General features: G+C 37.5%; 20 protein-coding genes and 1 pseudogene. 3 read left to right on the top strand and 18 right to left on the bottom strand.

Annotated features, from left to right (window positions below; genetic code table 11):
- Window positions 1-163: 163 nt before the first annotated feature.
- From IGL86_RS05975 to obgE, 3 genes are all read right to left on the bottom strand, one after another.
- On the bottom strand, window positions 164-1,462 hold the full coding sequence (locus IGL86_RS05975) for a PTS sugar transporter subunit IIC (RefSeq protein WP_002363934.1): 1,299 nt from the start codon (window positions 1,460-1,462) through the stop codon (window positions 164-166).
- A 26-nt stretch (window positions 1,463-1,488) separates the two neighbouring features.
- The gene (locus tag IGL86_RS05970) at window positions 1,489-1,791 is read right to left on the bottom strand and encodes a hypothetical protein (protein ID WP_002357636.1); all 303 of its coding nucleotides are present in this window, start codon (window positions 1,789-1,791) and stop codon (window positions 1,489-1,491) included.
- A 138-nt stretch (window positions 1,792-1,929) separates the two neighbouring features.
- Window positions 1,930-3,246 (bottom strand): GTPase ObgE, encoded by a 1,317-nt coding sequence (obgE, locus tag IGL86_RS05965; RefSeq protein ID WP_002384537.1) that lies wholly within the window; start codon window positions 3,244-3,246, stop codon window positions 1,930-1,932.
- Window positions 3,247-3,533: 287 nt separating this feature from the next.
- Between obgE and gap the strand changes: the two genes are divergently transcribed.
- Window positions 3,534-4,544, top strand: coding sequence for a type I glyceraldehyde-3-phosphate dehydrogenase (gap, locus tag IGL86_RS05960; RefSeq protein WP_002357638.1), 1,011 nt, complete (start codon window positions 3,534-3,536; stop codon window positions 4,542-4,544).
- Window positions 4,545-4,594: 50 nt separating this feature from the next.
- Here the strand turns inward: gap and IGL86_RS05955 are convergent, their stop codons facing one another.
- The 12 genes from IGL86_RS05955 to IGL86_RS05900 form a co-directional block, all read right to left on the bottom strand.
- Entirely contained in the window at window positions 4,595-5,044 is a 450-nt protein-coding gene (locus tag IGL86_RS05955; RefSeq protein WP_002357640.1) for a Fur family transcriptional regulator, read from the bottom strand.
- Between the two features lie 115 nt (window positions 5,045-5,159).
- Complete coding sequence (locus IGL86_RS05950) at window positions 5,160-6,041, bottom strand: CvfB family protein (RefSeq protein WP_002361792.1); 882 nt, start codon at window positions 6,039-6,041, stop codon at window positions 5,160-5,162.
- A gap of 73 nt (window positions 6,042-6,114) precedes the next feature.
- The gene (locus tag IGL86_RS05945; protein WP_033625666.1) at window positions 6,115-8,172 is read right to left on the bottom strand and encodes a cell division site-positioning protein MapZ family protein; all 2,058 of its coding nucleotides are present in this window, start codon (window positions 8,170-8,172) and stop codon (window positions 6,115-6,117) included.
- 151 nt (window positions 8,173-8,323) lie between these two features.
- Complete coding sequence (gene rpoD / locus IGL86_RS05940) at window positions 8,324-9,430, bottom strand: RNA polymerase sigma factor RpoD (protein WP_002360364.1); 1,107 nt, start codon at window positions 9,428-9,430, stop codon at window positions 8,324-8,326.
- Window positions 9,431-9,538: 108 nt separating this feature from the next.
- Window positions 9,539-11,425, bottom strand: coding sequence for a DNA primase (dnaG, locus tag IGL86_RS05935; protein ID WP_002380276.1), 1,887 nt, complete (start codon window positions 11,423-11,425; stop codon window positions 9,539-9,541).
- Window positions 11,426-11,741: 316 nt separating this feature from the next.
- The gene (locus IGL86_RS05930) at window positions 11,742-14,078 is read right to left on the bottom strand and encodes a cation-translocating P-type ATPase (protein WP_033625665.1); all 2,337 of its coding nucleotides are present in this window, start codon (window positions 14,076-14,078) and stop codon (window positions 11,742-11,744) included.
- A gap of 128 nt (window positions 14,079-14,206) precedes the next feature.
- Window positions 14,207-14,824: a lysozyme family protein gene (locus IGL86_RS05925; RefSeq protein WP_002357646.1), complete on the bottom strand. Its 618-nt coding sequence runs from the start codon at window positions 14,822-14,824 to the stop codon at window positions 14,207-14,209.
- A 226-nt stretch (window positions 14,825-15,050) separates the two neighbouring features.
- On the bottom strand, window positions 15,051-17,048 hold the full coding sequence (gene nagE / locus IGL86_RS05920; RefSeq protein ID WP_002374894.1) for an N-acetylglucosamine-specific PTS transporter subunit IIBC: 1,998 nt from the start codon (window positions 17,046-17,048) through the stop codon (window positions 15,051-15,053).
- A 36-nt stretch (window positions 17,049-17,084) separates the two neighbouring features.
- On the bottom strand, window positions 17,085-17,918 hold the full coding sequence (locus tag IGL86_RS05915) for a PRD domain-containing protein (protein ID WP_002357655.1): 834 nt from the start codon (window positions 17,916-17,918) through the stop codon (window positions 17,085-17,087).
- A gap of 309 nt (window positions 17,919-18,227) precedes the next feature.
- Entirely contained in the window at window positions 18,228-19,880 is a 1,653-nt protein-coding gene (locus IGL86_RS05910; protein WP_010710403.1) for a peptide ABC transporter substrate-binding protein, read from the bottom strand.
- A 17-nt stretch (window positions 19,881-19,897) separates the two neighbouring features.
- A complete protein-coding gene (locus tag IGL86_RS05905) occupies window positions 19,898-21,274 on the bottom strand; it encodes a transglutaminase-like domain-containing protein (protein WP_016617952.1) in 1,377 nt (458 codons plus the stop codon).
- Between the two features lie 16 nt (window positions 21,275-21,290).
- A complete protein-coding gene (locus IGL86_RS05900; RefSeq protein WP_033625664.1) occupies window positions 21,291-22,355 on the bottom strand; it encodes a dipeptide epimerase in 1,065 nt (354 codons plus the stop codon).
- 275 nt (window positions 22,356-22,630) lie between these two features.
- On the opposite strand from IGL86_RS05900, the gene IGL86_RS05895 reads away from it, so the two are divergent.
- Entirely contained in the window at window positions 22,631-22,975 is a 345-nt protein-coding gene (locus tag IGL86_RS05895; protein ID WP_002357660.1) for a metal-sulfur cluster assembly factor, read from the top strand.
- 97 nt (window positions 22,976-23,072) lie between these two features.
- Here the strand turns inward: IGL86_RS05895 and IGL86_RS05890 are convergent, their stop codons facing one another.
- Both IGL86_RS05890 and IGL86_RS05885 read right to left on the bottom strand, forming a co-directional pair.
- On the bottom strand, window positions 23,073-23,612 hold the full coding sequence (locus tag IGL86_RS05890; RefSeq protein ID WP_010713419.1) for a GNAT family N-acetyltransferase: 540 nt from the start codon (window positions 23,610-23,612) through the stop codon (window positions 23,073-23,075).
- 212 nt (window positions 23,613-23,824) lie between these two features.
- Window positions 23,825-24,659: pseudogene (locus IGL86_RS05885) on the bottom strand (hypothetical protein).
- A gap of 286 nt (window positions 24,660-24,945) precedes the next feature.
- Between IGL86_RS05885 and IGL86_RS05880 the strand changes: the two are divergent.
- Entirely contained in the window at window positions 24,946-25,479 is a 534-nt protein-coding gene (locus IGL86_RS05880; protein ID WP_002365632.1) for a hypothetical protein, read from the top strand.
- 15 nt (window positions 25,480-25,494) lie between these two features.
- On the opposite strand, the gene IGL86_RS05875 is transcribed toward IGL86_RS05880, so the two are convergent.
- A complete protein-coding gene (locus IGL86_RS05875) occupies window positions 25,495-26,487 on the bottom strand; it encodes an alpha/beta hydrolase (RefSeq protein ID WP_016617300.1) in 993 nt (330 codons plus the stop codon).
- Window positions 26,488-26,575 lie beyond the last annotated feature (88 nt).

The raw sequence follows: 26,575 nt of genomic DNA, 5'->3' as shown, positions 1-26,575 counted from the left end.
CATTTTCATTATATATATAATATTTTACACTTTTTTATGCGTTTCTTTTCTCAAAATTTTCTATACATTTCAAAAAAATTGAGAATTTTCATCGCCTATAAACAAATAGGTCCAGAACAAAAGGTCATCACCTTTTGTTCTGGACACTAAACGGCTGCACTCTTTATTCTTCTATTTGTTTGCCTTGCTCTTTGGCAAGCTCATTTTTATCATAAGCTACAAAGAACGGATAGTAAATCAAGATGGCCACTAGAATTAAAACAATATTCAAAACAGCAGCACGCCAATCGCCACCTGTCGCCATAAAGGCGCCAATTGGTCCTGGTAAGGTCCAAGGTGCGGTAAAGACAACTTCACTAACTAAACCTAATTTAGTGGCAAACCAAGCAATCGTTGCTAAAACCATTGGTGCAAAGATAAAAGGAATCATTAAAATCGGATTTAAGACAATCGGTACACCGAAAATAACTGGCTCATTAATATTAAAAATAGACGGTGCTAAAATAGCTTTTCCTAGTTTTGAACCATATTCTGATTTTGCCCGAAAGGCTAATAATATAGCTAAGCCAATTGTGGCTCCAGCACCACCAATCCAAATGAACCATTGGTAAAATGGCTCTGCCGCAATCCGAGGCAATGCTTCGCCAGCTGCTTTAGCAGTCGTGTTTTCCTCTAATAGTTGTAGCCATAGAGGACGCGCCAACGATCCTACGATTGAAGCACCGTGAATCCCAAAGAACCAGAAAAATGTGGTTAAAAAGACTAACAGCAAGACACTCAATAAAGAATCTGCTGCTTGAACTAGTGGTCCTACTAAGTTCCCTACAAATGTGTGCCAATCAAAGCCTAAATAATAAGTGATTGAACCAATCAATAACATGACAATTAACGTCGGCGTCAATGATTCAAATGAACGAGCAACAGCAGGTGGAACGTTATCAGGCATTGTAATTTTGAACTTAGACTTATCTGTTACTCGATAGATTTCGACAGCAATAATTGACGTCACAATCCCGACAAACATCCCTGCACCACCCAAATTAGCCATTGGTAAAACAAACCCAGAAACGCCAGCTGCTTTACTGGCTTCTTCAGGAATCGCTACAGGTACTAATGTTAATAAAAAAGCAATCGTAGCCAAAATCCCTCCAGAGACTTGATCAAGATTATATGATTTCGCTAAACTAGCGCCAATGCCAAAAGTCGCATATAACGCCATAATGTACATTGTCATTCGGTAAGGCAGTAAGATTGTAGCAGCATTACTTGTTAAAAATTGAGTAATGCCCCAAGATTCTGGTAACGGCGGAAACGCAATAATTAGAAAAAAAGAACCGACAATAATTAAAGGTAATGTCGCAATAATTCCATCCCGCACCGCACGTAAATGGCGCTGATTGGCAATTTTAGCCATTGGTCCAGCTAGATGATTTTCAATCCAAACAGTCAGTTTATCTAACATAAATAACACTCTCCTCTGTTTTTCTCTTAAAAAATAACTCCTTTAATCAGCCATAAATAAGAGATAAGCTCTAATAAAATAAGAGAAATTAAAAACAACCAAATAAAACGCTTACAAAAACCTGTTTTCGTTTCAATAAAATAATGACTATACGCTAACGCAAAAGCAATCCCAACAGGCAAAAAAATCATGGCACCAATATTAAACGGCAGATTGAAAGTCCATAATAAAACACTCGGCAACAGGACACCACATAAGAGCCCCATACTAAAAAGAAAACCGGCACTTTTAACTGAAAACTTAGGAACCATTGCTTGATTGTTTTCCATTTCAATTTCGCTCCTTTCGTTTGTTATTTTGTTACATTTAAAATTATAAGCTATTAAAAATATTATTTCAATCTATTCGGTGATTTAATACTAATTTTAAAATAAAAAACCAGTTCACTGAGTGAACTGGTTTTATGCTTATTCGACAAATTCAAATTCAAAATTACCAATCCGAACAATGTCGCCATCTTTCGCGCCACGTGCTCGTAATGCCTCATCGACACCCATACCACGTAATTGACGTGCAAAACGCATTACTGTTTCATCATGATCGAAATTCGTCATTTCAAATAATTTTTCTAATTTTTCACCAGATAAAACCCATGAAGCATCTGGTTCACGATCAATCGTAAATTCTGGACCTTCTGGTTGGAAGCCATAACGAACGGTTTCTTCCTCTACCACTTCATCTTCATATAATGGGAATTCAGGCGTTACTTCCAACAAGTCAGCTGTTGCATTTAATAAAGGTTCAATACCTTTACGAGTAACCCCAGAGATTGGGAAAATAGGTAGCTCATCGGCATACTCATCGGTGCGTTCCTTCGCAAGTTGCTCTTTAAATTTCGCTAAATTCTCTTCTGCTTCAGGCATGTCCATTTTATTGGCAACAATAATTTGAGGTCGTTCCATCAAGCGTAAATTGTGTGAAGCCAATTCTTTATTGATTGCCAAGTAATCTTCATAAGGATCGCGTCCTTCCATGCCACTCATATCAATGACATGTAAAATAACACGCGTCCGTTCAATGTGGCGTAAGAACTGTGTTCCTAAGCCGACACCTTGAGAAGCTCCTTCAATTAAGCCTGGCAAATCTGCTGCAGCAAAGCTTCGACCATCACTAGTAGTCACCATCCCTAAGTTTGGAACTAACGTCGTAAAATGATAGGCACCAATTTTCGGACGAGCGGACGAGATAACAGAGAGTAACGTTGATTTCCCTACAGAAGGAAACCCAACTAAGCCAACATCTGCTAAAACTTTTAATTCTAATTCGATTTTACGTTCTTGACCCGGTTCGCCGTTTTCGGCAATTTCTGGTGCAGGATTTCTTGGGGAAGCAAAGCGAATATTCCCGCGACCACCGCGTCCGCCTTTTGCTACTACTAAGGTCTGACCATTCTCAATTAAATCCCCAATTAAGGCTCCAGTTTCTGCATCACGAACTGTTGTACCTGGTGGAACTTTGACAAGTAAATCTTCTGAACCACGACCGTGCATTCCTTTACTCATACCATTTTCTCCAGGTGTCGCCTTAAAATGACGATTAAACCGGAAATCCATTAATGTGCGTAATCCTTCTTCAACAACTAAAACAACGTCGCCACCGCGACCGCCATCACCACCAGCGGGACCCCCGTCTGGTACATATTTTTCTCTACGGAAAGCAACCATTCCGTCGCCGCCTTTACCAGCTTTGACATCAATCGTCACTTGATCTAAAAACATGGACATATAATTTGTCCTCCTATTCTACTTCTACTATCTTTAATCACCTCAAAAAGCGTGATTCGAAAGTCTTTATTATTGTATCGGGAAAACAACCGTTTGTCTAGCAATTCTAGTTAGTTATCGTTGGAAAAAGCAAAATTTCTCATGAATCTTTCGCTTTCTTTTTGTCGCTTCGCTATCAGTCTTTTGACAAAAAAATTTTAGAGGTTCATACTATAGATAGTTGAAGAAAATCACTTTTTCAGCAAGGGTCCAAAGAAACACAAACATCTAAAGGAGGAATTTTTGTTATGACAGTCAAAGTAGGAATTAACGGTTTTGGAAGAATTGGTCGTTTAGCCTTTCGCCGAATAAAAGAAGTTTCTGATGATATTGAAGTTGTGGCTATCAATGATTTGACTAGCCCAACAATGTTGGCTCACTTATTACAATTTGACTCTACGCATGGCACCTATCCTGGCACCGTGACAGCCACTGAAAATGGCATTGTTGTTGATGGCGAAGAAACCCGTGTCTACGCAGAACCAGATGCAAGTAAAATCCCTTGGGTTAAAGAAAACGGAGTAGACATTGTCCTTGAATGTACAGGTTTTTATACCTCTGAAGAAAAAGCACAAGCTCATTTAGATGCAGGTGTGAAACGTGTGGTTATCTCTGCTCCTGCAGGCGCAATGAAAACAATCGTTTATAACGTCAATGATGATACACTTGATGCCAACGATAAAATCATTTCTGCCGGCTCATGTACGACAAACTGTCTAGCACCGATGGCTTACTTTTTAAATAATGAATTTGGTATTGAAGTTGGTACCATGACAACTGTTCATGCCTACACATCAACACAAATGCTATTAGATGGCCCTGTTCGTGGCGGAAATCTTCGTGCGGCACGCTCTGCTGCAGACAATACTATTCCCCATTCAACTGGTGCTGCTAAAGCAATTGGCTTAGTTATTCCAGAACTTAATGGAAAATTACAAGGCCATGCCCAACGTGTTCCCGTTGTGGATGGATCCTTAACAGAATTAGTTAGCATTTTAAAAACAAAAGTAACAGCTGATCAAGTAAATGAAGCAATGAAAAAACACACCATTGATAACCCTTCTTTCGGTTATGATGATCGTGAAATTGTTTCTGGAGACATAATCGGCACGACAGAAGGTTCGATTTTTGACCCAACGCAAACAGAAGTAACGACAGCTGGCGATTTCCAATTAGTGAAAACTGTGGCTTGGTATGACAATGAATATGGTTTTACTTGCCAAATGATTCGCTTATTGGAAAAATTCGCTAATTTATAATTCCAATGAATAAAAAACTGCCTTGCATAAATTAATGCAAGGCAGTTTTTTTAATGTTTACTTTGACAACTTTGACAAATACCATGAAAAGTTAGGCGATGATCTTTGACTAAAAAATGATACCGACTTTCAACAATTTGCTCTACTTCACCAAGCAAGTCTTCTTCCACTTCCTCAATTGTGCCACATTCTAAGCATAACAAATGGTGGTGAAAGTGTTTGGCGCCTTCTTTTCTTAAATCATAGCGAGCTAAACCATCGTTAAAGCTCACTTTATCAACGACTTTTAAGTCTGTTAAAATTTCTAGCGTTCGATAGACTGTTGCTAGACCAATTTCCGGACTTTTTTGTTTTACCAAGAAGTAAATTTCTTCTGCTGATAAATGATCTTTTTCATTTTCCAATAATACAAGTACGGTTGCTTCCCGTTGTGGTGTTAATTTAAAGCCTGATTCATGTAATTGTTTTTTTGTCTTTTTTAAAGCAGCAGTCGAATCCATTATTACAGCTCCTTGTTTAGAATGATTATAAATTAAGAAACTTAATTTATCAATCAAATTAAAATAATTATAAAAGAAATAACTGTAATTTGCAAGATATTCTCAATTAGCTACCTTAATTTTTTTCTTTTGATTGTTCCAACGAGCCAATTAGAATTGTTTTACCATCTTCTTGTTTAATTAATTTTTGTTTCATTAAATGACCTAAAGCGCGTTTAAATTGAGCTTTACTAATACCAAAAGTCTGTTTAATTTCATCAGGACTTGATTTATCGGTGAAAGGAATTTGATGATCGTTTGCTCTTTCTAAGAAAGTTAGAATCATTAACGCATCATCGCTGATTACTTCATGACTTCTTGGTTTTAATGAAAGATTCAATACGCCGTCCGGCCGCACGCCAATCACACGTCCCACTACTTTTTCACCTAAACGTGGTTCCTGGAATCGTTCAGAAGGATGGATAAATCCAATGTATAAATCATCAGTTAAAATATACGTTCCTGCAAGTTTCAGACGATACACATGCCCAGTTAAGTTTTGGTTTTGCATTTCAGCATTCCCGCGTTTTGCCATGGCTTTAAAGACTTTTTCATCTGCTAATTCGCCCCAAATGCGGTCTTTACTGTCCACTTTTAAAGTAACCATTACTCGGTCTTCTTTTTTAGGCCAAAGTTCCCGCATGGTTGGTAATTCATCCAACGAAATAACGACATCTTTATCTGGTAAGCCAACATCCACAAAGACACCTAAATCACGTCTCGTTCCTGTGACAGTACCAAAGCCATAGCTACCAATGCGCACAGTAGGAATTGTAGTTGTCAGTGCTGGTTCTTGTTTTTGATTTAAATAACCAAACCCTTCTACAGCCTCCCCTATAGCATGCGTACCTTCTTCTTTTTTTAAACGGAATGTGATGCCATTTTTTTGAACAAAATAAAATTGTTCATTTTCATCGACCACAATGCCGGTAAATGTTGTTGCTAGTAATTCTCTCATTTATCATTAACTCCTCAAGGAAAATCAATCGAACAAAAGATTTCCGCTTTTGTTCGATTGTTTCTATTTTCTTTTATTGCCCTGCATTACGAGAAGCGTTCCCTTTGAACCAACCTGTTTTAGCATTGATTGTAACTAAATACATGTGAACATTTTTCTCTGTAGTGCCTTCTAATAATTTTGATTGATTGTTTGTTGCATAAAGATTGTAGTAACCTTCGCCATTCACAATTTTGGCAGGTTCTAAAGAATATCCACCAGGAACAACATAGCCACGAGCAATCACTGTGTCTAAGACTTTTTCTTTCACACCTGGTGCCCATGTCCACGCTGGATTGCTACTATCAGCGATATCGGCAGCATCTGGCGCATAAAGCGGACTAGTGTAAACCCCGTCACTGTTCGGCGCCGTGTAGCCATTCGCTTCTGTTTTTGCTGTTTCTTCCTTCTTAGCGTTCTCTTTTTTCGCGGCAGCAGCTTGTTTCGCTTGTTCTTCTGCTTGTTTTGCTTGCTCTGCGGCAGCTTGTTCTTCTGCAATTCTTTTCTGTTCTTCTTCAACCTTGGTTAACGCTTGGTCAGCTGTCGTGACTTGTTTGACCAGTTCTTTTTTCAGCTTATCACTTGTTACTTTATCTACTTCTGCCTTAGCAGCTTGATACGTGTCTCGATTCAGCTGATTGGTAGTTTTTCCATCTTTATAAATGACCTCAACCGCTTTTTTAGCTTTTTGTAATTGGTTGTATTGTTGGTTCGCTTGATCGATTGCTTGGTTCATCAATTGGTCAAATGGATCATTTCCTGTTAATTTCTTTACGGAAATTGGTTGATCAGCAGCTAGAATCGCCGGTTTCAACTCATTGCCATTGACAATCGGCGCCTCAAATAATTGGTTAATTTGTTGAATGGTTTGTTGCTTCTCTTTCAATGTTTGAATTTGTTTATTTAATTGAGAATACTCTTCTGAATCTTTAATTTCCGCGACTTGTTTTGAGAGTTTTTCTGGACTAACAGTCACCATATCTGGTTTAATAAAAACTTGCTCCTTCGTGGTATAAAAGGCTGCTAGTTCATCTTTCAGTGTATCTTTTTTCTTGGTTAGTGCCGCCGCCTCTTGCGCGGCAGCTTTTTGCGTTTGATCATGATACGCCCAAGCACTACCTCCAGCTAATAAAACAACCGCAAGCGCAACAAAAGCCACTTTTTTTGATGGTTTCTTCGGAGCAGGCGCTGGTTGAGTATTCCCAGTTTCATTCATCGGTGGTATCACACCTGAATCTGAAACTTTTTCCTCGGTTGTATCAGCTTCGCTCGGTTCCTCTAGCGACGCTGCACTTGTTAGCCCTTCTTCAGAATCTGAAATGAATTCAGTTGGTGTTTCGGCTTGGGTTAATACTGCCTCACCGCTGTTTTCTAACTCTTGGGTCTCTGCTGTTTCTTCTAATGGATTTTCAGACATTTCTGTATCTGCTCGATGCGCTTGAATATAAGCTTGCAAAGTTTCGTTTGGTGTGACATCTTGATCTTCTATCGGTGGTTGTGAAAAAATTTCTTCTTCAGAAGTGGTAGAGATAACTTCAGTTCCTGAAATCTCTGTTAAAGCTTCCTCTTCTGACTTCACCGTCTCAGATACCTCAGCTGTTTCTGCTTCAACAGTAGTTGTTTCTTCCGTTGTTTCTTCCGTTGTTTCCTCTAAATTAACTGCTTCGTCCGTTGCTAGTTCTTCTTCTGTTGAATGAGTAGGCGTCTCTTCTGTCGCTGGTATCGACTCCTCCACCGAATCATGAGTCTCCTCACTAGCCCCTTCTTGAAGCGCTGCTTCTGAATCAGAGACTATTAAGTTATCTTCTATCGACTCTTCTTTTTTGTCATCATTACTTTCTTCTTCTGGTGATTCGCCAAACAGTTCCATCACATGGCCTAAGCTCATATCTTTTAACTCAGACCACTCAATATTCTCATTTAATTGATCTTCGTGTTGTTCATTTTCCTGTGTTTCAAAATCTATATTTGTTGAAGTCGTTTCCACTTCTTCTTTATCAACTGTTGTGTCAGTTAGTGAATAGCCACATGTTGGGCAGGTCGTTAATTCTGCATCGAATTCGTTCCCGCACTTCGGACATTTCTTTGTCATTCTTCCGCCTCACATTCTGCTAATATTCCATTACTTCTAATTTACCATAACTTGCGCCTTCTTCCAATAACTAGCAATGACATTTAGAGACTTTTTAAAAAACAAAAGCGGCTCTTCTCGCATGCACGAAAAGAGCCGCTAAACGGTATGTTTATTCTAAAAAGTCTTTTAATTGTTTTGAACGAGAAGGATGTCTTAGTTTTCTTAACGCTTTTGCTTCAATTTGACGAATACGTTCGCGAGTGACACCGAAAACTTTTCCGACTTCTTCTAGCGTACGTGTCCGACCATCATCTAAACCAAAACGTAAACGTAAAACATTTTCTTCACGGTCTGTTAAAGTATCCAGAACATCTTCTAGTTGTTCTTTTAACAATTCGTAAGCTGCATGTTCAGCAGGACTGGTAGCATCTTGGTCTTCAATGAAATCACCTAAATGTGAATCATCTTCTTCACCAATTGGTGTTTCTAAAGAGACTGGCTCTTGTGCGATTTTTAGGATTTCACGAACTTTTTCTGTTGGTAAATCCATTTCCGCACCAATTTCTTCTGGCGTTGGTTCTCTACCTAAATCTTGCAATAGTTGGCGTTGAATCCGAATCAATTTATTGATTGTTTCAACCATGTGAACAGGAATTCGAATCGTTCTAGCTTGGTCCGCAATTGCCCGCGTAATCGCTTGACGAATCCACCAAGTAGCATACGTAGAGAATTTGAACCCTTTACGGTAGTCAAATTTTTCAACAGCTTTCATTAAGCCCATATTACCTTCTTGAATTAAATCCAAGAATTGCATACCACGACCTACATATCGTTTGGCAATTGAAACAACCAAACGTAAGTTGGCTTCTGCTAAACGTTGTTTTGCTTCTTGATCGCCTTCTTCAATTTTAAGTGCCAATTCAACTTCTTCTGCGGCAGTTAATAATTGAACGCGCCCAATTTCTTTTAGGTACATACGCACGGGATCATTAATTTTAACACCTGTTGGCGCAGATAAGTCTTCTGCTTGGGCCTTTTCCGCTTCTTTTTCATCTTTTTTCAAGCTATGTTCACTTGGGTCTCCATTTTCATCGACCACGCTGATACCAGCATCTTCAACTTTTTGGATCAATTTTTCCATAGCTTCTGCATCCAAAGTATACGGTGTGGCTAATTGATTCGCTAAATCATCATAAACCACTGTTCCTTTAGGCTTGTTTTCTTTGATAAATGCTGCCACTGCAGCTTCATATTTTTTACTTGTTTCTTTTTCCATGAAAGAAGGCCCCCTTCATTTTTCGGTTCACGCTTGAAATAACTGATAAATCACTGAGACTTATCAAAATAAAATGAACAAAACGCTTAGTTCTATTCATTATATTGCTTAAGTAAATGTTCGTTGAGCTTTAAGCTGTCGAGCCAATTGGATAATCTCCATTGTTAATTCGGCTTCAAGCTGTTGGTTGCCCACTCGTTTTGCTTCTTGCTGTTGAATCTTTTTCTGCTCAATTGCCTCTGCAATACTTGATAAGGCAATTACATGTAATAAATCGGCAACTTCTCGCTCAGAGCTTTCTTCCGATAAATTCTGATACGCAATTTCAATTGCTAATTGTTTGGTTTGATTATCTTGCAAGAAATTAATAAAATCGGCAATGTCGAAACTTTGATGCAGTGTCGCATAACTTTCTAGCAAGAAATATAATTCTTGGTATTCATCATGAGCGAATGAAAAATCTGGCAATTGTTGAACAGTTTGCCGTACTCCTTGTTCATTCATTAAACGAAATAATAAAGAACGTTCTGCTTTTTGAACTTGGGTTAACGGTAACTTGTTCTGGACGTGATTCTCTTCAAAAACAGGTTCTTCCATTGGTGGTGGCATCATTTCATCTTGATAAAATTGTTGCCTTTCTTGCCGTTGAACTGAACGTTGCTCTTGCTTCAATTGATTGAATTGTTCTTCCAAACTATGAACAGAAAGTTGAAATTCCTGAGCAATTTGGTTTAAATAACGATCACGTTCCAAGGGAGATTGAACATTGGTTAACTCCCGTAACAATTCGTTCACATAATCCAATTGTTCTTTTTCGTTATTCATGTTTCTAGTTAACCGATGATAGTTCATTTTAAAACTAAAAACTGTTTCTCGGCCATGATTGGCTAAATTTTGAAAAGCTTCTGCGCCATATTTCCGCACATATTCATCAGGATCCAGCTTTTCAGGGATACTGACAATACTCAAGTCAAAATGACTGTTTTCTTGCAATAATTGAATCGCACGGTTTGTGGCTTGAACACCGGCATTATCGCCATCGTAACAAATAACTACTTCCTTAGCGACCCGTTCCAAACGCCGAATTTGTTCATTGGTCAAACTAGTCCCCATTGAAGCCACGCCACTTTTTACGCCTGATTGCCAAGCAGCGATAACATCCATGAATCCTTCAAAAAGCAAGACTGTATTTTCTTTACGAATTTCTTTTCTGGCTTTATCAAAGTTAAACAGCGTTTCTCGCTTATTAAAAAGTGTTGTTTCAGGACTATTCAAGTATTTAGGCATCTCATCCCCTGGAAAATCAGCTGTTTTTAACAAGCGACCAGAAAAGGCGATGACATTGCCTTGGGGATCATTAATTGGAAACATGATTCGTTGATAGAAACGATCCAAAAACGTACCGTTATCTCTTTGGACAAACAGCCCAGAAGGCTCAAAAAGCGTTTCATCCAGTTGTTCATTTTTAAAAACTTGACTTAAGAAATCACGTTTTTGCGGCGCAAATCCAATTTGAAAGGTCTCAATTAGTTCTTGTGTTAACCCCCGCTCTAATAAATAGTTTAATGCGGGTTCGCCAATTTTAGTATTCACTAAAATATGATGGTAAAGTTCTGCGGCTTTACTATGCAGTTGTAACAAACTCCGTCTTTGTTGGTTTTCTGGGGTATCCGCTACTTCACGCGGCTCTGACCAATCAAAGTCCACAGATAAATGTTCCAAATCTGCAACACGTTTCACGGATTCTGGAAAACTAATGCCTTCAATTTCTTGCAAGAAATTAAAAACAGTTCCACCTTTCCCGCAGCCAAAACAGTGAAAAATTTGTTTGTCTTCTGCTACTGAAAATGAAGGGGAACGTTCTTCGTGAAACGGACATAAACCCATATAATTTTTACCGGATTTTTTTAACTGGACATACTGCCCAATAATATCTACTATATTCGTTCGGTGACGAACTTCCTCAATGACTTCCTGAGGAATGCGTTGTGCCATTGTCCTCACCTCCTAAGAATAGCATTGTGCTAACTCATGTGATTGACCGTTTAAAAAACGCACTGTCATTTCAGTGCGAATTCCAATGGACACATTTACACATGATTTATTGTATCACATAATCTCTGTTTTTCAAGTATCTTGTTTCAACTCAACAAAAAAAGAAAGTATCTAGGACAAAAGTCATCCTGACTCCTGCCCCAGACACTAACTCTTAAAATAATCAGTTAAACATCAAGCTTGCTCCGACTTCCTTCAAGATTTAAAGAAGAACTGCATTTCTGGAGACGAATGCTTTTAGCTCAACCTCTGCTTTTTATAAATCTTTAATTGTTTTTCCAGCACGTTTCATTTGTACGAATCCAATTGTTACACGCACCACAATATTAATGGCCATCATAATAAAGAAGAGACCCATTGTTTGCGAAGTTAAGAAACCAATTTCTAAAATGTTGTGGAATAACATAGCTGCTACATAAATACCAATAATGGTACTGAAAACCAAGAAAATGCGTAATGGATTTAAAGGCAGACATGCTCGAACAACAGCCATACAGCTAATTCCGACTAATAAATAATACATTAACGTCGTGGTGTCTAAAGAAGAAAATCCTTGATTTTGTCCAATCAGATAAACAGCAATGATATTCGCTACAACTAAAAGCGCATTAACAGACGCATTTTTCAAAGCCGTTGGTAAAAACTTCCCGACAACTTTTCGTTTGTCCCCTTCGAAAGATAAGAAGAAGGCTGGATATCCTTCAATTGCTAAATCAATCAAGGTCACTTGAATCGGAATGAACGGGAACGCAATGGCCGTTAAGGCACAAATGATTGAGAGAATAAACGAATAAATCGTTTTAATGAAGAAAACGCTGGAAACTCGGGTTACATTATTTACCACACGCCGTCCTTCAAACAAGACATCTGGTAACGTTGTAAAATCAGAATCTAGCAAAACTAGATTAGAAATTTGCCGAGTAGCGCCATCTCCCTCTGCCATGGCGATACTACAATCCGCTTCTCGTAACGCTAAAACATCGTTGACGCCATCGCCGGTCATCGCCACCACATGCTCTGTGTCTTTCAACTCACGCACAATGGTTCGTTTTTGCTGAGGCGATACACGTCCGAACACTGTGTATTGCTGAACCGCTTCTCGCACTTCTGCTTCTGTCGTTTTGGTCGACAAATCAATATAAGACTCATAACCGGGTAGCCCAGCACGACGAGCAATATTTGAAACAGTTACCGGATTATCACCAGAAATTACTTTTAAGTCGATTCCTTCTTCTTTTAGATAAGCCAGTGTTTCTTTGGCATTTTGGCGAATTGGATCATCAATTTCTAGAATCGCTAATGGCTCTAAATAAGGCATTTTGGTTTCGTTTAACGGTTGTTGTTCCGCAATGGCTATCATCAAGACGCGATAACCGTTCTCTTGTGCTGTAAAAACAGCTTCTGGCAACCGACTATCGTCTACCAAACGCTCAGGAGCCCCTAAATAAACTGTCCCAATTTCTGGAAATTCAATAGCTCCCCATTTTCGTTCAGAAGAAAAAGCCAAGACTTCTTTTGCGCCAAATCGATTGGATACTTCATAATGATCACGAATTGCTTGCATTGTAATATTATTATCTGTACTTTCAGATAGGTAGCTTCCGATAATCTGCGGGAAAAGTTCTTCATATTTGTCATGCAAGATAATCGCCTTTTGCACTTTCATTTTACCTTCTGTAATCGTTCCAGTTTTATCTAAACACAAAGTGTCCACATGGGCCAATGTTTCAATTGAGTACATATCTTGTACTAGAATACGTTTTTTGGCTAACTTAATGACACCTGTTGTCAGCGCAATACTAATTAATAGTACTAATCCTTTTGGTAACATCCCTAACAAAGCTGCTGCAGAAGCAACAACAGATGTTTTAATGCCAGCATCTCTTAACCAAAAAGCTTCAACAAATAAAATAATCCCTAGAGGAATAATCACCCAACTTGTAAATTTAGAGACTTTACGAATCGAATTGACTAACTCTGATTGAATTGGTTTATGCACTTTGGCTTCTTGGGTGATTTTCACAGCATAATTTTCGGCACCAACGTGGATAACACGGGCATAGGCTTGTCCGCTAACAATGAAACTTCCAGAAAGCAAGGTATCGCCGATTTCCTTTTCAATTAAATCTGATTCACCTGTTAACAACGCTTCATTCGCTTCGACTTTACCGTCAATAACTTCCATATCAGAAGGAACTTGTTCCCCTGCAGAGATAATAACAATATCTTCCATAACTAGTTCTTTTGTATCAATTTCTTGTTGTACGCCATTTCGAACAACATGAACATTTTCTTTTGCCACAATAGATAATTTTTGAACTAAATTACGGGCATGAATTTCTTGGAAAATCCCGATTGACATGTTCACAATAATAATCGCTAAGAAAGCCAGATTGGAATACGCTCCGACAAATAGTAAACAAACAGCGATTGCAAAGTTTAAAAAGTTGAATAACGTCATGACGTTATCAAAAATAATATCTTTTGTAGATTTCGCTACATTTTCCTCATAATTATTTTGAAGGCCTAACTCTTTCTGCTTGGCAACTTCTTCTGTACTTAACCCTTTTTTCAGGTCGACTTTATTCAACATCCAGCTCTTTCCCTACCTTTTCAATTAATCAGTTACATCCCTTCTAGTTTACTTGCATTTTCATGAAACTGCAAGAAAAGCCTAAAAAATTCCTGTAAGTTGAAAGAATTCTTTAGACTTTTCTCGTTTTAATTTAACTTTTCAATAAACCAACGATTCATTTTGACAATTTCCGCATAGAACATATTGCCACCATTTTGATAAAGGTAACCACCATTGTAAACTAACGCTTGCCAACGATAATAACGATATTTCGTATTTTGGTCATTCCCTAGCAACGGTGAAAGGACTTCTCTTGAATATTCTTCTGCTAACTCTGTCGTGTGTTTCCCGCCACGTTCTTTAACAAACTGAATATAATCCAGTCCATAATTATATGCTTGTACGCCTGTCCATTCATCACAGCCAGCTTCTTTTGCTTTCGCTAACGCTTCCGCGAGAAATTTGACGCCATGTGCGATACTTTCTTCTGGTGTTTCAATCACTTCTTGTTGTCCATAAACACTTTCACTGCTCTGCATAATATCGCCAGATTTCCCTTTAGATTCTGTATAGATAATCGCTAAAGCTAATGTTTTGTATTCAGGTATTTTATTTTTTTTGACTTCTGCTTCTACTTGTTTTTCAAAGGTCATTACCGTTTCAACATTTTGATGTATTTTATAGCCAAGATAGCCAAGACCAGCAACTAAACCAACAAACAAAAGTAGCATGATTTTATAAATTATTTTTCTTACTCTACGCATCGAATCATCCAAACTTTTTCTTTTAAGATACGTTCTATGTTACTTGAAATAACTGAAAAAAGCGAAGTTTTTGTTACTTCTTTAGTTTTATTTAATAAAAGTAACTTTTTTGTGAACAAACCGTAACTTCGCAAGATTGAACGTTTTCACCTAGAATAGAATAACAAGTAATTTTATCGAATTTCATCAAAAAAAGGGCTGCCTTACGGCTAGCCCTTTTTTACTTTTATTTTACGGTAACATTTCCGATTACATCATTCATTGAAGTCGTTTGACCTGCTTTTTGTAAATCGTATTGAGCAACGATATCTTGATTTGTGAAAACAACAATTAAATCTGATTTTTTGCCAGCTTGTTCTAATGCGGCTAAATCAATGGTTGCAATTTTATCGCCTTGTTTTACAACTTGGCCTTCTTCAACATGTAATGTAAATGGTCCACCTTGTAACTCAACAGTATCTAGACCCATGTGTAATAATACTTCAATGCCTGAATCTGTTTGGATACCTAACGCATGTTTTGTTGGGAAAATGCTAGTAATTTTACCAGCAACAGGTGTTGAAACTTCGCCGTCTGTTGGTACGACAGCAAAACCGTCACCCATCATTTTTGCTGAGAAAACATCATCTGGTACTTCAGAAATAGGAATAACTTTCCCATTCGCTACAGAATATAATTCAGTTTCTTTCGTTGAAACTGGTGCTTTTTCTTCAACAACTGGTTGAGAAACAGGTGTTTCTTTGACTGGTGTTGCTGGCGCTTGGTGGTTATATAATCGTTGCATTTCGTCAGCAACAAATTGTACTTCTGTACCAACGATCACTTGGATATTGGTGTCATCAATGACTTTCACACCAGGAACCCCAGTTGCTTTAATTTTTGCTTGATCCACTTTGCCTGTATCTTTCACTGTTAAGCGTAAACGAGTTGTACAGTTATCAATAGAAGTTACATTAGCATCAGCGCCTAAACCATCATAAATACGACGAGCTAGAGAAGCAAATTTGTTGTCGCCTTCTGCAACATCTGGCGTTTCTTCGCCATCGCCTTCTTCACGTCCTGGTGTCATTAAGTTAAACTTAGTGATTGCAAAACGGAAACCGAAGTAGTAAATTGCTGCAAAGACAAGTCCTTGAACCACCAACATCATTGGATGATTCGCGACTGGGTTTTTCAAACTTAAGAAGAAGTCTACAAAACCTGCACTAAAGGCAAAGCCAGCTGTCCAATGCATAAACGCAGCGAATGCTAAAGAAATACCTGTAAAGACTGCATGTAAAACATATAAAGGCCAAGCAACGAACATAAATGAGAATTCTAAAGGTTCAGTTACGCCTGTAAAGAAGGCCGCAAAACCAGCAGCTAACATTAATGAAGCTGTAACTTTTTTCTTCTCAGGACGTGCACATTGATAAATAGCAAACGCACCTGCTGGTAAACCAAACATCATTACTGGGAAGAAACCAGCTTGATACATACCCGTTTGTCCTACAATTGCTTTACCAGTATCTAACGCTTGTTGACCAGCTAAAAAGTTCCCAATATCATTGATACCAGCAACATCAAACCAGAAAACAGAATTCAAGGCATGGTGTAAGCCTGTTGGAATTAATAGTCGGTTAAAGAAACCATACAAGCCAGCTCCTACGAAACCTAAGCTAGAGATTCCTTTACCAAAAGCAACTAATCCGTTATAAACAACTGGCCAGAAGAAGAATAAGACAGCTGAGATTGCTAACATCGAAATAGCTGACATAATAGGAACTAAACGTTTTCCACTAAAGAATGATAAAGCCATTGGCAATTTCACACCAGAGAAACGATTATACATTGCCGCAGCAACTAAACCAGCGACAATCCCGACAAAGACATTGTTGTCCATGCTGTTGAAGGCTGGGTTTACTTCAGCAATATCCTTGAAGCCTTTAATGGCTTGGATAGAAGCAGGCGCTAAAACAGTTTTTGGCACTAAATAAGCGACTAAACCAGCTAATGCTGCCGATCCATCTTTATCTTTTGACATTCCTAACGCTAAACCAACCGCAAATAATAATGCTAAGTTGTTTAAGATAGCCAAGCCACCATTCATTAGAAAAGTTGTGGCTGGACTAGCGCCGATTGTTCCCACGATCCAGTTGGCAATACCGACTAATAAAGAAGCCGCCGGTAATACAGCAACTGGTAACATTAACGAACGTCCCATTCTTTGCATATACGCTTTCATTATACGTAACTCCTCACATAAACTATTTAATTTTTATTATTTGGTCATTCTTAATCGTTCAATGTGAATCGATAAATAACCAAGTTCTTCATTTGGTACTTGATAATGAAAATTTCTCATTAATAAGACTTGTACTTTTTTTGAGATTTCATAGCTTTCAGCATACTTTTTCTTTACGACTTCCAAAATTTCTTCATCTAAAACAGCATATTGATTTTGTTGGAAGCGATGAATAAACAAACGTAAATGATTCACCAAACGTGAATAACTGAGACTATTTTTGTCATCATGAATATCAATAGCCAATTCCTGCTCGATTAAATGAATAATTTCAGAAACGATTGTAACTTCACGGATACTTTTACTATTATCAGTACGCCCGCTGCGAGCACTATGGATATGAATTGCAATATATCCCGCTTCATCATAACTAAATGGAATCTCTAAGGTTTGTGTTAAATATTCTACAGCCCATTGAGCAATAGCAAATTCTTCACTATATAAAATCTCAATTTCACTTAAAAGCTTGTTCCGAACAATAATATTATTTTGAATATTTTCAGCTGCAAAAGCAATGTGATCACTCAACCCAATATTAATATGTTCATTCAACTTTTCACCCAATACCGTTTCAGCATGTTGGATAATTTCTTCACTCGCTAAAAAGTATTTGTCTTCAATTTGTGATAGCAGTACTTGAAGTTTTTTCAGTCCTTCTGGCTCCATCACAAACATCCGCTCCACCAATTGTCGAGATAAGACATCATTTTTAGTCTTATTAAACCCGACGCCTTTACCGACAGCTACTTTCTCCTGTCCTTCGTCAAGAACAAGTACAGCATTTTGATTTAGCACCTTTTTAATTTTCATAAATGACCCTCTTCTGCAGAAGTAATTCTAACATTTTCAGTGAAAACAACAAAAAAAGCATAGAACAATCCCGTTAAACATGTTGCGTAACCATTGTACACCACATTGTATTACGAAATTCTTCCATGCCTAGTATTATCTAGTCACATGAAAACGCTATTCATTTGTTAACAGTGCTTATTCTAACGAGTATCATTATTTTTGTCAACCTTTTTCAATTATTTTTTTATTAATTGTTGACTATTAACAAAAAAGAAGCTCTTATCGGGAAAAAAGTACCTTCAGCTAAAGGTACTTTTGTTCACTAATTTATTCTTTATAGGCATACTTATATGTGCTCGTTGCACCGAAGTTATGATACTGAATACCTTTGACACCTGGTCGTATAAGCTGACTACGAGCCTCTTGGTATAAAGGAATTAAAGCGGCATCTTCTTCCACCAATACTTTTTCAGCTTTAATTAATGTTTGCCAACGAGTTTCAGGATCATTTGCGTATTTAGTTGTTGCTTCTTCAATTAGTTGATCAAACGTTGGGCTAGAATAGTTCATACGGTTACCACTAACTGAGCTTTCTAAGAAAGTCATTGGATCCTGATAATCGGGTCCCCACATGCCAACAGACAATTCATAATCCCCTTTTCTCATTAATTCAATCGCATTATTTAAAGGAACTGTTTTGACATTAATAGTGAGACCTGGCAACGTTTCTTGTAACTGGCCTTGGATAAATTCAGCAACTTTTCGGTCACTATCACCATCTCTTGAAAGAAGTTCAATGGCTACATCTCCGTTTAGCTCTGCTTTTGCTTTATCTAAATACTCTTTGGCTTTTTTGGCGTCTGTTTTGACAAGGGCGCCTGCTTCTTGACGAAAATCTTCATTCGTTTCTGGGTTATATACAAATTTTTCTGGAATGTACCCATAAATTTCTTTTGAACCATCTGCTAAAATATTGTCGACTAAACTTTTTTTATCCAAAGCATAAGCTAAAGCTTTGCGGACATTCTCATTTGCAAAAATGGATGGTTTTTCGTTTCTTTTTTGGTTTAAACGTAAGGAATAGACTTTTGACCGTTCGATTGCTTCATAGTCTGGGTTGTCTCGATTTTGTTTAGCAAAATCTCCTGTTAAGACAGCCACATCTAATTCACCTGATTCGTACAAATTATAAACGGTATTGGTTTCTTTAAGAACTTCAAAATGAATCGTTTCTGATTTTACTTTTTCTTTATCGTAATAGTCGGGATTACGCACAAAATCCCACGACATCGCTGACTGATCCCAATTTTTCATTAAAAATGGACCATTAGATACAATCATTTCACTAGAAGTGCCATATGCTTGTCCTTTTTCTTTCACGAATGCTTCGTTTTGTGGGAAAAATGGAGAAAATGCCAATAACGACGTAAAATACGGTACAGGCTTTTCCAAAGTAACCTCCAAAGTATAATCATCAAGCGCTTTGACACCCAATTCCTCTGGTGCTTTTTCCTCTTTTGTAATAGCTGTTCCGTTCAGAATCGTTCCTTCTAACAAGAAAAAGTAATTGGCTTGGTTTTTGGGATTCGCTAATTTACGCCAAGCAAAAACAAAATCATTGGCTGTTACAGCATCACCATTGGACCACTTACCATCTTCTCTTAGTTTAATGGTATATCGTTTGCCATCCTCAGAAATTTCAGGCATCTCTTTAGCGGCAGCTGGTATTAGTTGATCTTTTTCATCCAATTGATATAACCCTTCAAAGACATTGGACTGTGCGTTAATACTGGCTTCATCTTGTGTAAAAATAGAATCCATTGAACCGATTTCCGAGTTCTCCATTAAATTTAAAACTTTTTTCGAGACACTGGTTTTCTCAGTTGCTTTCTCGTCTATTTTTGTTTCTGCTGTTGTGCCACAACCTACCAAGACCGTACTAACAAATAACATAATCCCCATCATTTTTAACTTTTTCATACTATTCCCCCTATGTGTCAATCAAACGGCAACTCTTCCATGGAAAGCCGTTCTTGCGAAACTATCAAGCATGCGTAGGGCAAGCCCTCATTTTCGTACTCAAATTCTCCCCGCTGGTTGTCAATTGGGTCTGCACGTAATTGCATTTTTGCCGGGTGAAAGTCTGCCTGGATCTCACTATTTGCGACCATTCTAAAAACATCTAAATTGCCGAAATAATGATTCCACCGCTGTCTATCCCCGTCTCGGTAAGCACCTCCGCCAAAAGATAAATCCGCAAAGAGCCAGCCGTACGGTTCTATATAAAATTGTGCCCAATCATGACAGCCTGTATAATGTGTAGAAACATATAATCCCGATTGCCATTTGGCTGGTATCCCTGTAATCCGACAAAGCGTGATAAACAAAATCGCTTGCACGCCGCAGTCACCTTTTAAATTAGTTGCAGCATACTCTGAAATATTGGTAATTGTAAAATATTCACGCATGAAAGAATAATGAATCTTTGTCGTCACAAAGTCATAAATCAAGCGTGCCTTTTTTAAGGGATTACTTTCATCGCCCACAATCTCATCTGCTAAATTTCTTAAATAAGGCGTGAATCGAATATGCGGTAACTGTTCCTCTAAATCAAAGCTTGGTTGCATTTTGTCTACGTTATTTTCTTCTAACTGTTGGTAAACCATCCGATTAACATAACAATATTCAACTGTAAACGTTTGATTTTCTTTTAAGATTGTTTCAAAACACAGTGTTCGTTGAGGCGCATCTTCTGCCGCAATATAGGTTGCTTCAGGTGACGTAGCTAGGATTTCAATTTCTGATTGTTGTTGACACGCTTTGGGCAGCGGCAAATGGACACGAACACGCTCACCTGGACGCTCAAATTCTTTTTTCACCTGAATGGTGGCTTTAATTGTTGTTCTCACTTTTCTACCACCGTTTTTTTGCATTTGTTCGATGTTCTCTTTTAGTTCTTTTTTGCGGAGAATTTCTAATTGATTGCTTTCTGCTTCCCGCAAACGTGCAACATATGCCGCATTTGTTTTAATTAAATTGGCCAAAAATCGAAGTTGGAAATACGGTTCACCGTCAATATAAACCCAGTCCACTAATCCCGTTTCTTTTAAACGAATTAATTCCTCTGTTTGATAATCCTGAAAAGTGTCTCTCATCATTTGATCAGCTTTTGCAAAGCTATGAGGATACTCATTCATACGCATCATTTTAATGACATCTTTTTCAATTATCAAACGTTCTTTTAATGCCTGCGGAAGTTCTTTTGTCAACCAAAAATCAATGGCAATATCCGCACTTGCAAAATCGCCAAATTCTTTCACCCTTTGAATTTCCTCAGGCAAAGGAACACTAAGATACTTTAAATCATACTTCATTTGCTTTACTCCTTTTTTAATGAGAAATGCCTAATCCAGCTGTTTCTCCTAATTCCAATAATGGTTTTGCTTCTAAGGATACGCCCCCAGTTACGGGCGCAGTTTCTAAACCGAATGTCGCATCTAAATCTGCTCGTGTGATATTCTTTTGAGCAGCAGCTAAATGGGCAGCAGCCGTGATGCCAATGGTTGTTTCTTCCGCCATGCAACCAATCATGCATTCGATGCCTGCTGTTTCACAAATCTGATTAATTTTCAGCGCTTCATGAATGCCGCCACACTTCATTAATTTTATATTGATAACATCGACTGTGCCTTTTTTAACTAATTCCAACGCATCTTGAGCATCAAAACAGCTTTCATCAGCCATAATTGTCGTATTAACTTGTGAAGTAACGTATTTTAGACCTTCTAAATCGCGTCTTTTAACTGGCTGTTCCACTAATTCAATTTGATAATCTGCTAATTCTTGAATCGCTTTAACTGCATCTTTGGGCGTCCAAGCCTGATTCGCATCTAAGCGGAGCTTGATATCAAAGCCAACTGCTTCACGAATCGCTTTTACTCTTGCGATATCAGCTTCAATTCCTGTTCCGACTTTAATTTTTAATGTATCAAAACCTAGTTTGACTTTTTCGACGGCTTTTTGTGCCATCACATTTGGTTCATCAATACCTAGTGTAATATCCGTTATTACTTGGTTATCATAGCCGCCTAACAATTGATAAAGAGGCAGTTGAGCTTTCTGACCCATCAAATCATAACAAGCAATATCGATTGCTGCTTTTGCCGCTGGAGCGAAAGCAGATATTTTATCCATCACTTCATGAATTTTCTCAATATTAAAGGGGTTTAAGCCAATGATTGCTTGGCCAAATAATTCGATCGTTTCAAGCGTGCCAGCCAACGTTTCACCGGTAATAAAAATGCCTGGCCCTCCTTCTCCATATCCAACTAATCCCTCTTCTGTTTCAATTTCCACAATTGCACTATCCGCTGATTCTATCGTCCCCAAAGCGATCGTAAATGTTTCTTTCAGTTTAATTTTCGATGCCCTAACATGTACCTGCTTAATTTTCATAAAATCCTCCCTTTGATATTTCCAATTGACTGAAAATTCAGTTTTTTAAAAATATCCAAAAATTAAATTTAGATTGTTATCGATCATTCTAAACTCATTGTTTTCTAATGTCAATAAAATAATGAGATTTCAATTAAAATAAAATGAATTTCGAATTTTATGAGCTTTTTTAATAAATCAGTAAATTACATGACATGTGAGATACTTCTCATTTACAAACATTCTTAAAAAAGGTATGATAGTAAAGAGGCAACTTGCAAAGGAGTAGAAGACGAATGAGTGAACAACCTCAACAACGTTCAACCGAAGAAGTTGAAGCAATTAAAGAAGATATTTTAACTGCATTAGAAACAGTGATTGACCCTGAATTAGGCATCGATATTGTTAATTTAGGACTAATTTATGAAGTTGAATTTGCAGAAGAAACTGGTGATACTGTCATCAAAATGACCTTAACCACAATGGGTTGTCCGTTAGCAGATGTTTTAACAGAACAAATCCATGGTGTTTTAAAAGATATTCCTGAAGTGAATAATATCGAAGTAAAATTAGTCTGGTACCCTGCTTGGACAACGGATAAAATGAGCCGTTACGCACGAATTGCTTTGGGTATTCGCTAGTTATTTCGAGGCTAATGATAAAAAACATATGAAAGAACCGATTGGTCCGTTCTTTCATATGTTTTTTTGTTTGTTTAATTTACTTATTTGATAAAAATTACCTGATGCCATCAATACTTGGCTTTTTCCAAATTTTTGCTACTGGATGGAAGTCTAATAAAAACTGTAGCTGCGTTCCACTGAAGCCTGATGCTCCAGCAAACATGATATGAAAAGTGAGTCCTCTATCCATAATCAGATACCCTGTATCCAGCACGCCATTTCTTTCATAAAACTGATAACGTTTTTCTCTTTGGGCTTCATTCGCTGCATTTTTGCCAATTTCTTCACTCTCCAAAAGAACCCCCTTAGGATAACGTGTCTTCAATAACGCTAACACTGTTGAACCTAATCGTTGGTTTCGGTGGTGCTGATCAATTGCAAAGAAAAAGACATAGGTTGCTTCAGGTGCAATTTGACTATTTAACAAAATCCCCACGTTCTCATCCGCCTCTTGAATAACAAACAAATGAAATTTTCCTGCTTGAGAAGACGTCAATAATTGATCAAACGGCAGTCTCTCTTCTTCTGGAAAAGCTTCTATGTAGGTTGCTTCCCAATAGGCTTGATTTCCTTGATTTAATAATGTGAATTGCATAAAAGCTCCTTTCTAAAATGATTGCTTCGTACTAATAACTTTTGTTACTTACATAAGACCTAAAAGTCATTTAAACATGCGACTGGTTATCCCTATACGCAATTATTTTTTGATACTAATCTAGTAGTTTAATCGTTCTCTGTTCCTGAGTCAATAAAAGAGCACAAGATTCGAGACTTTCAACGTTTAGTGAAAAGTCGATTCTTATTTCATTACAACCGATTCACTATTCGCTGCCCTCTTTTTTCTATTCGTTGATTTACTTGAACTAAATATTCATTTATCTCCTCTAGATTCTGAGGTAAGATAAACGAGTCTTTTTTCAAATGATTTTTCCATAGCGCTACTGGTTGATACTGTTCATTTAAAAATGGTTGCATCTCATACGTATGAACGTAGCTTTCCCATGAATGAAACGAAGCTAAAAATATCGAAAGTTGTTCTAAAGAATAATCCCAATAATCTTTAAACGATAAGCTTCTTCCACTGTTAAATCCTAGTGGAACTACTGTAATGTTTCCAATTGAATGGGTAAGTTCGGCAAAACGCTTTAATTGTGGGTCCTGATGGACTCGATCAAATTTAGTAAAATTGTCGAGAAGGAATTCATTCCATGTATATTTTTTGGGTACAGGATTTGGTAAATAGTCAGGAAAAGCTTGGTCAAAATAAGTTAAATATCGGTCCGGAATCATGAGGCGGATACTTGCTATTTACTGCAAGCAAATTCTGTTCAGAAGGTTTTTCTAAATAGCTTTCTTGATTTTCCCCAATTACTTCCGCTGGTCTAAAGAAATCGGGATAAACAAGTTGTAACATAATTTTATACGTTGTCCAAAATGAGTTCATAATATCTTTGTGCACGGTCGCCTTCCCAGTTAACTTTAAAAAAACATCCTCCACAACCTCGTACTTTTCAATATGGACATTCGATGTTCTAGCTTTTAAAATATTTTTAACCGGCTGCTGGTGGTCATACTCTTGACCCAAAAGCAACTTCTTTAAATCATCTTTCGCTGAAATTGTCTTAACTGTAATCTCCGCCACTTTGAATAACTCCCATCCTACGATTTTCTCTATATTCTTTTATATTATTATACTAGAAAAACGCTCCCTCCTGCCCTTTTTTAATCAACAAATCATCAATTAGAAAACACCAACGAAACAGAAGTGCAACACTAGCATGCGAAAAAATGCGATCGGCAACTTATTTTTTAGACACTCTGTGTGTTTCGTATAGTCGAGGCTGGTTGCGTGTATTTTTTTCAAGAAAATTGAGCACAGCTATGGTATAGTCAAAACTACGATTATTTCAAACACGGAGCGACAGTTTATGGAAATGTACCAAGTAATTAGATATTTTTTAAATGAAATGGAGAAAAAGATTTGGCATGCCTTGTTAACATTAGTACTTTTTTGTCTTTATATTTCCATTTTTGATGTTCCTTTTACAATTAAAAATACATTCATCGGCAGACTACTTTTCCCGAAAGCTTTTATGAACGCAGGAAGTGCGAATCTGATTTTTTATTTGATTAGTTTTTTTGGTTTTTTATGGTCAATTTTCATTTTTGCTTATCTATTGAATAAGACACGCCTCAAATTATTAAATAAAACCTTTCCTTATCTTTTGGAAATATTAGAAGTCTGTATTTTGCCTTTAGTGATTCTTTTTGCTTACATTTATATTTATTTGCGGGTCCATGGCGAAGGTTTCAGCTATATACGAGAATCTCTTTTACAGCAAGAGTTAACTTATTCAATGAAATGGTTCCTTTGCCTTGGTAGTTTGGCGCCGTTATTTTTCTTTTTAAGCACTTTAAATTTAGCTAAACGAGTCAGACAAAAAAAAGACATGGAATCATGAAAATCCATGTCTTTTTTAGTCGGATATTGTTTTTACCGCAGGACAGTTTTCTTCCAAAAATTCAAAAATACTACTGTAATAATTTTCAGGTTCGTAGACACTTGAAGATAAATGTGGTGCTTTAGCAACAATGAGACCTTTTTTTATCCCCTGAGTTGCCGCTAAATTTTCTTCAAACATTGTCATTGGAACAAAGCGATCACCTGTACCGTGAATAAAGAATGTGGGCAACGTATTTTTGTGTAATTGTCTCACGGAAGAAGCAGTTTTCAATTGAAAGCCATAGTTATTTAATGCTAATTGATTAGCAATCGTTAAAATAGGAAAAGCGGGTAAATGAAAAGATTCATGTAGGACATATTTAAATTCATCATAAACAGAAGTATAGCCACAATCCACTATTAATCCGCGGACATTCGTTGGTAACTTTTCACCACTTGCCATCATGACAGTAGCCGCTCCCATGGAACCGCCCACTAAAATAATTTCTGCTTCCATATCAATGGCAAGAACTTCACTAAGCCAACTTAATAAATCTAACCGATCCAGCCATCCCATCCCAATTTTATTACCTGAACTTTTCCCGTGCGCACGCAAATCGGGAACTAAAACATTGTAGCCTTCTTCTGCAAAACGTAATGCAGTATATGCCATATCGCGTTTTCCGTTTGAACGATAACCATGCACACAAATCGCCCAACGATGGTTATCTGGATAAGGAATAAAGCACCGTGCATACAATGTTTCATCTTTAATTTTCAACCAACGATCTTCAGCAAAAGACTCTGTCCAAAAAGCTTCGCCTTCTTGTTTTTGTTGTTCTTCTATTTTAGTATATCTTGTTTCTCGTTCTTGAAAATTATCCGGATTTAATAACCGATGCCCTTTTTTATGATACCAAGGGTTGTCTTTAAGCAACGCGATTTTCAAAAAATAATTGGCAATGTAAACAGAAAAAACAACGCCAATCATTGCAAAAATGATCAGTAACCCGAGGAGCCATTTCATCTGCAAATCACACCCTCTTCTAAAGTATTTCCTTCTTCATTTAATATACTATGGATTTTTCATTTCTGAAAGGAATCACCCTTACATT

This window comes from Enterococcus sp. DIV0774, from assembly GCF_050539095.1.
Lineage (GTDB): Bacteria > Bacillota > Bacilli > Lactobacillales > Enterococcaceae > Enterococcus > Enterococcus faecalis.
Note: the sequence above shows the minus strand (reverse complement) of the source record. Positions and strands in the feature narration are given on the sequence as shown.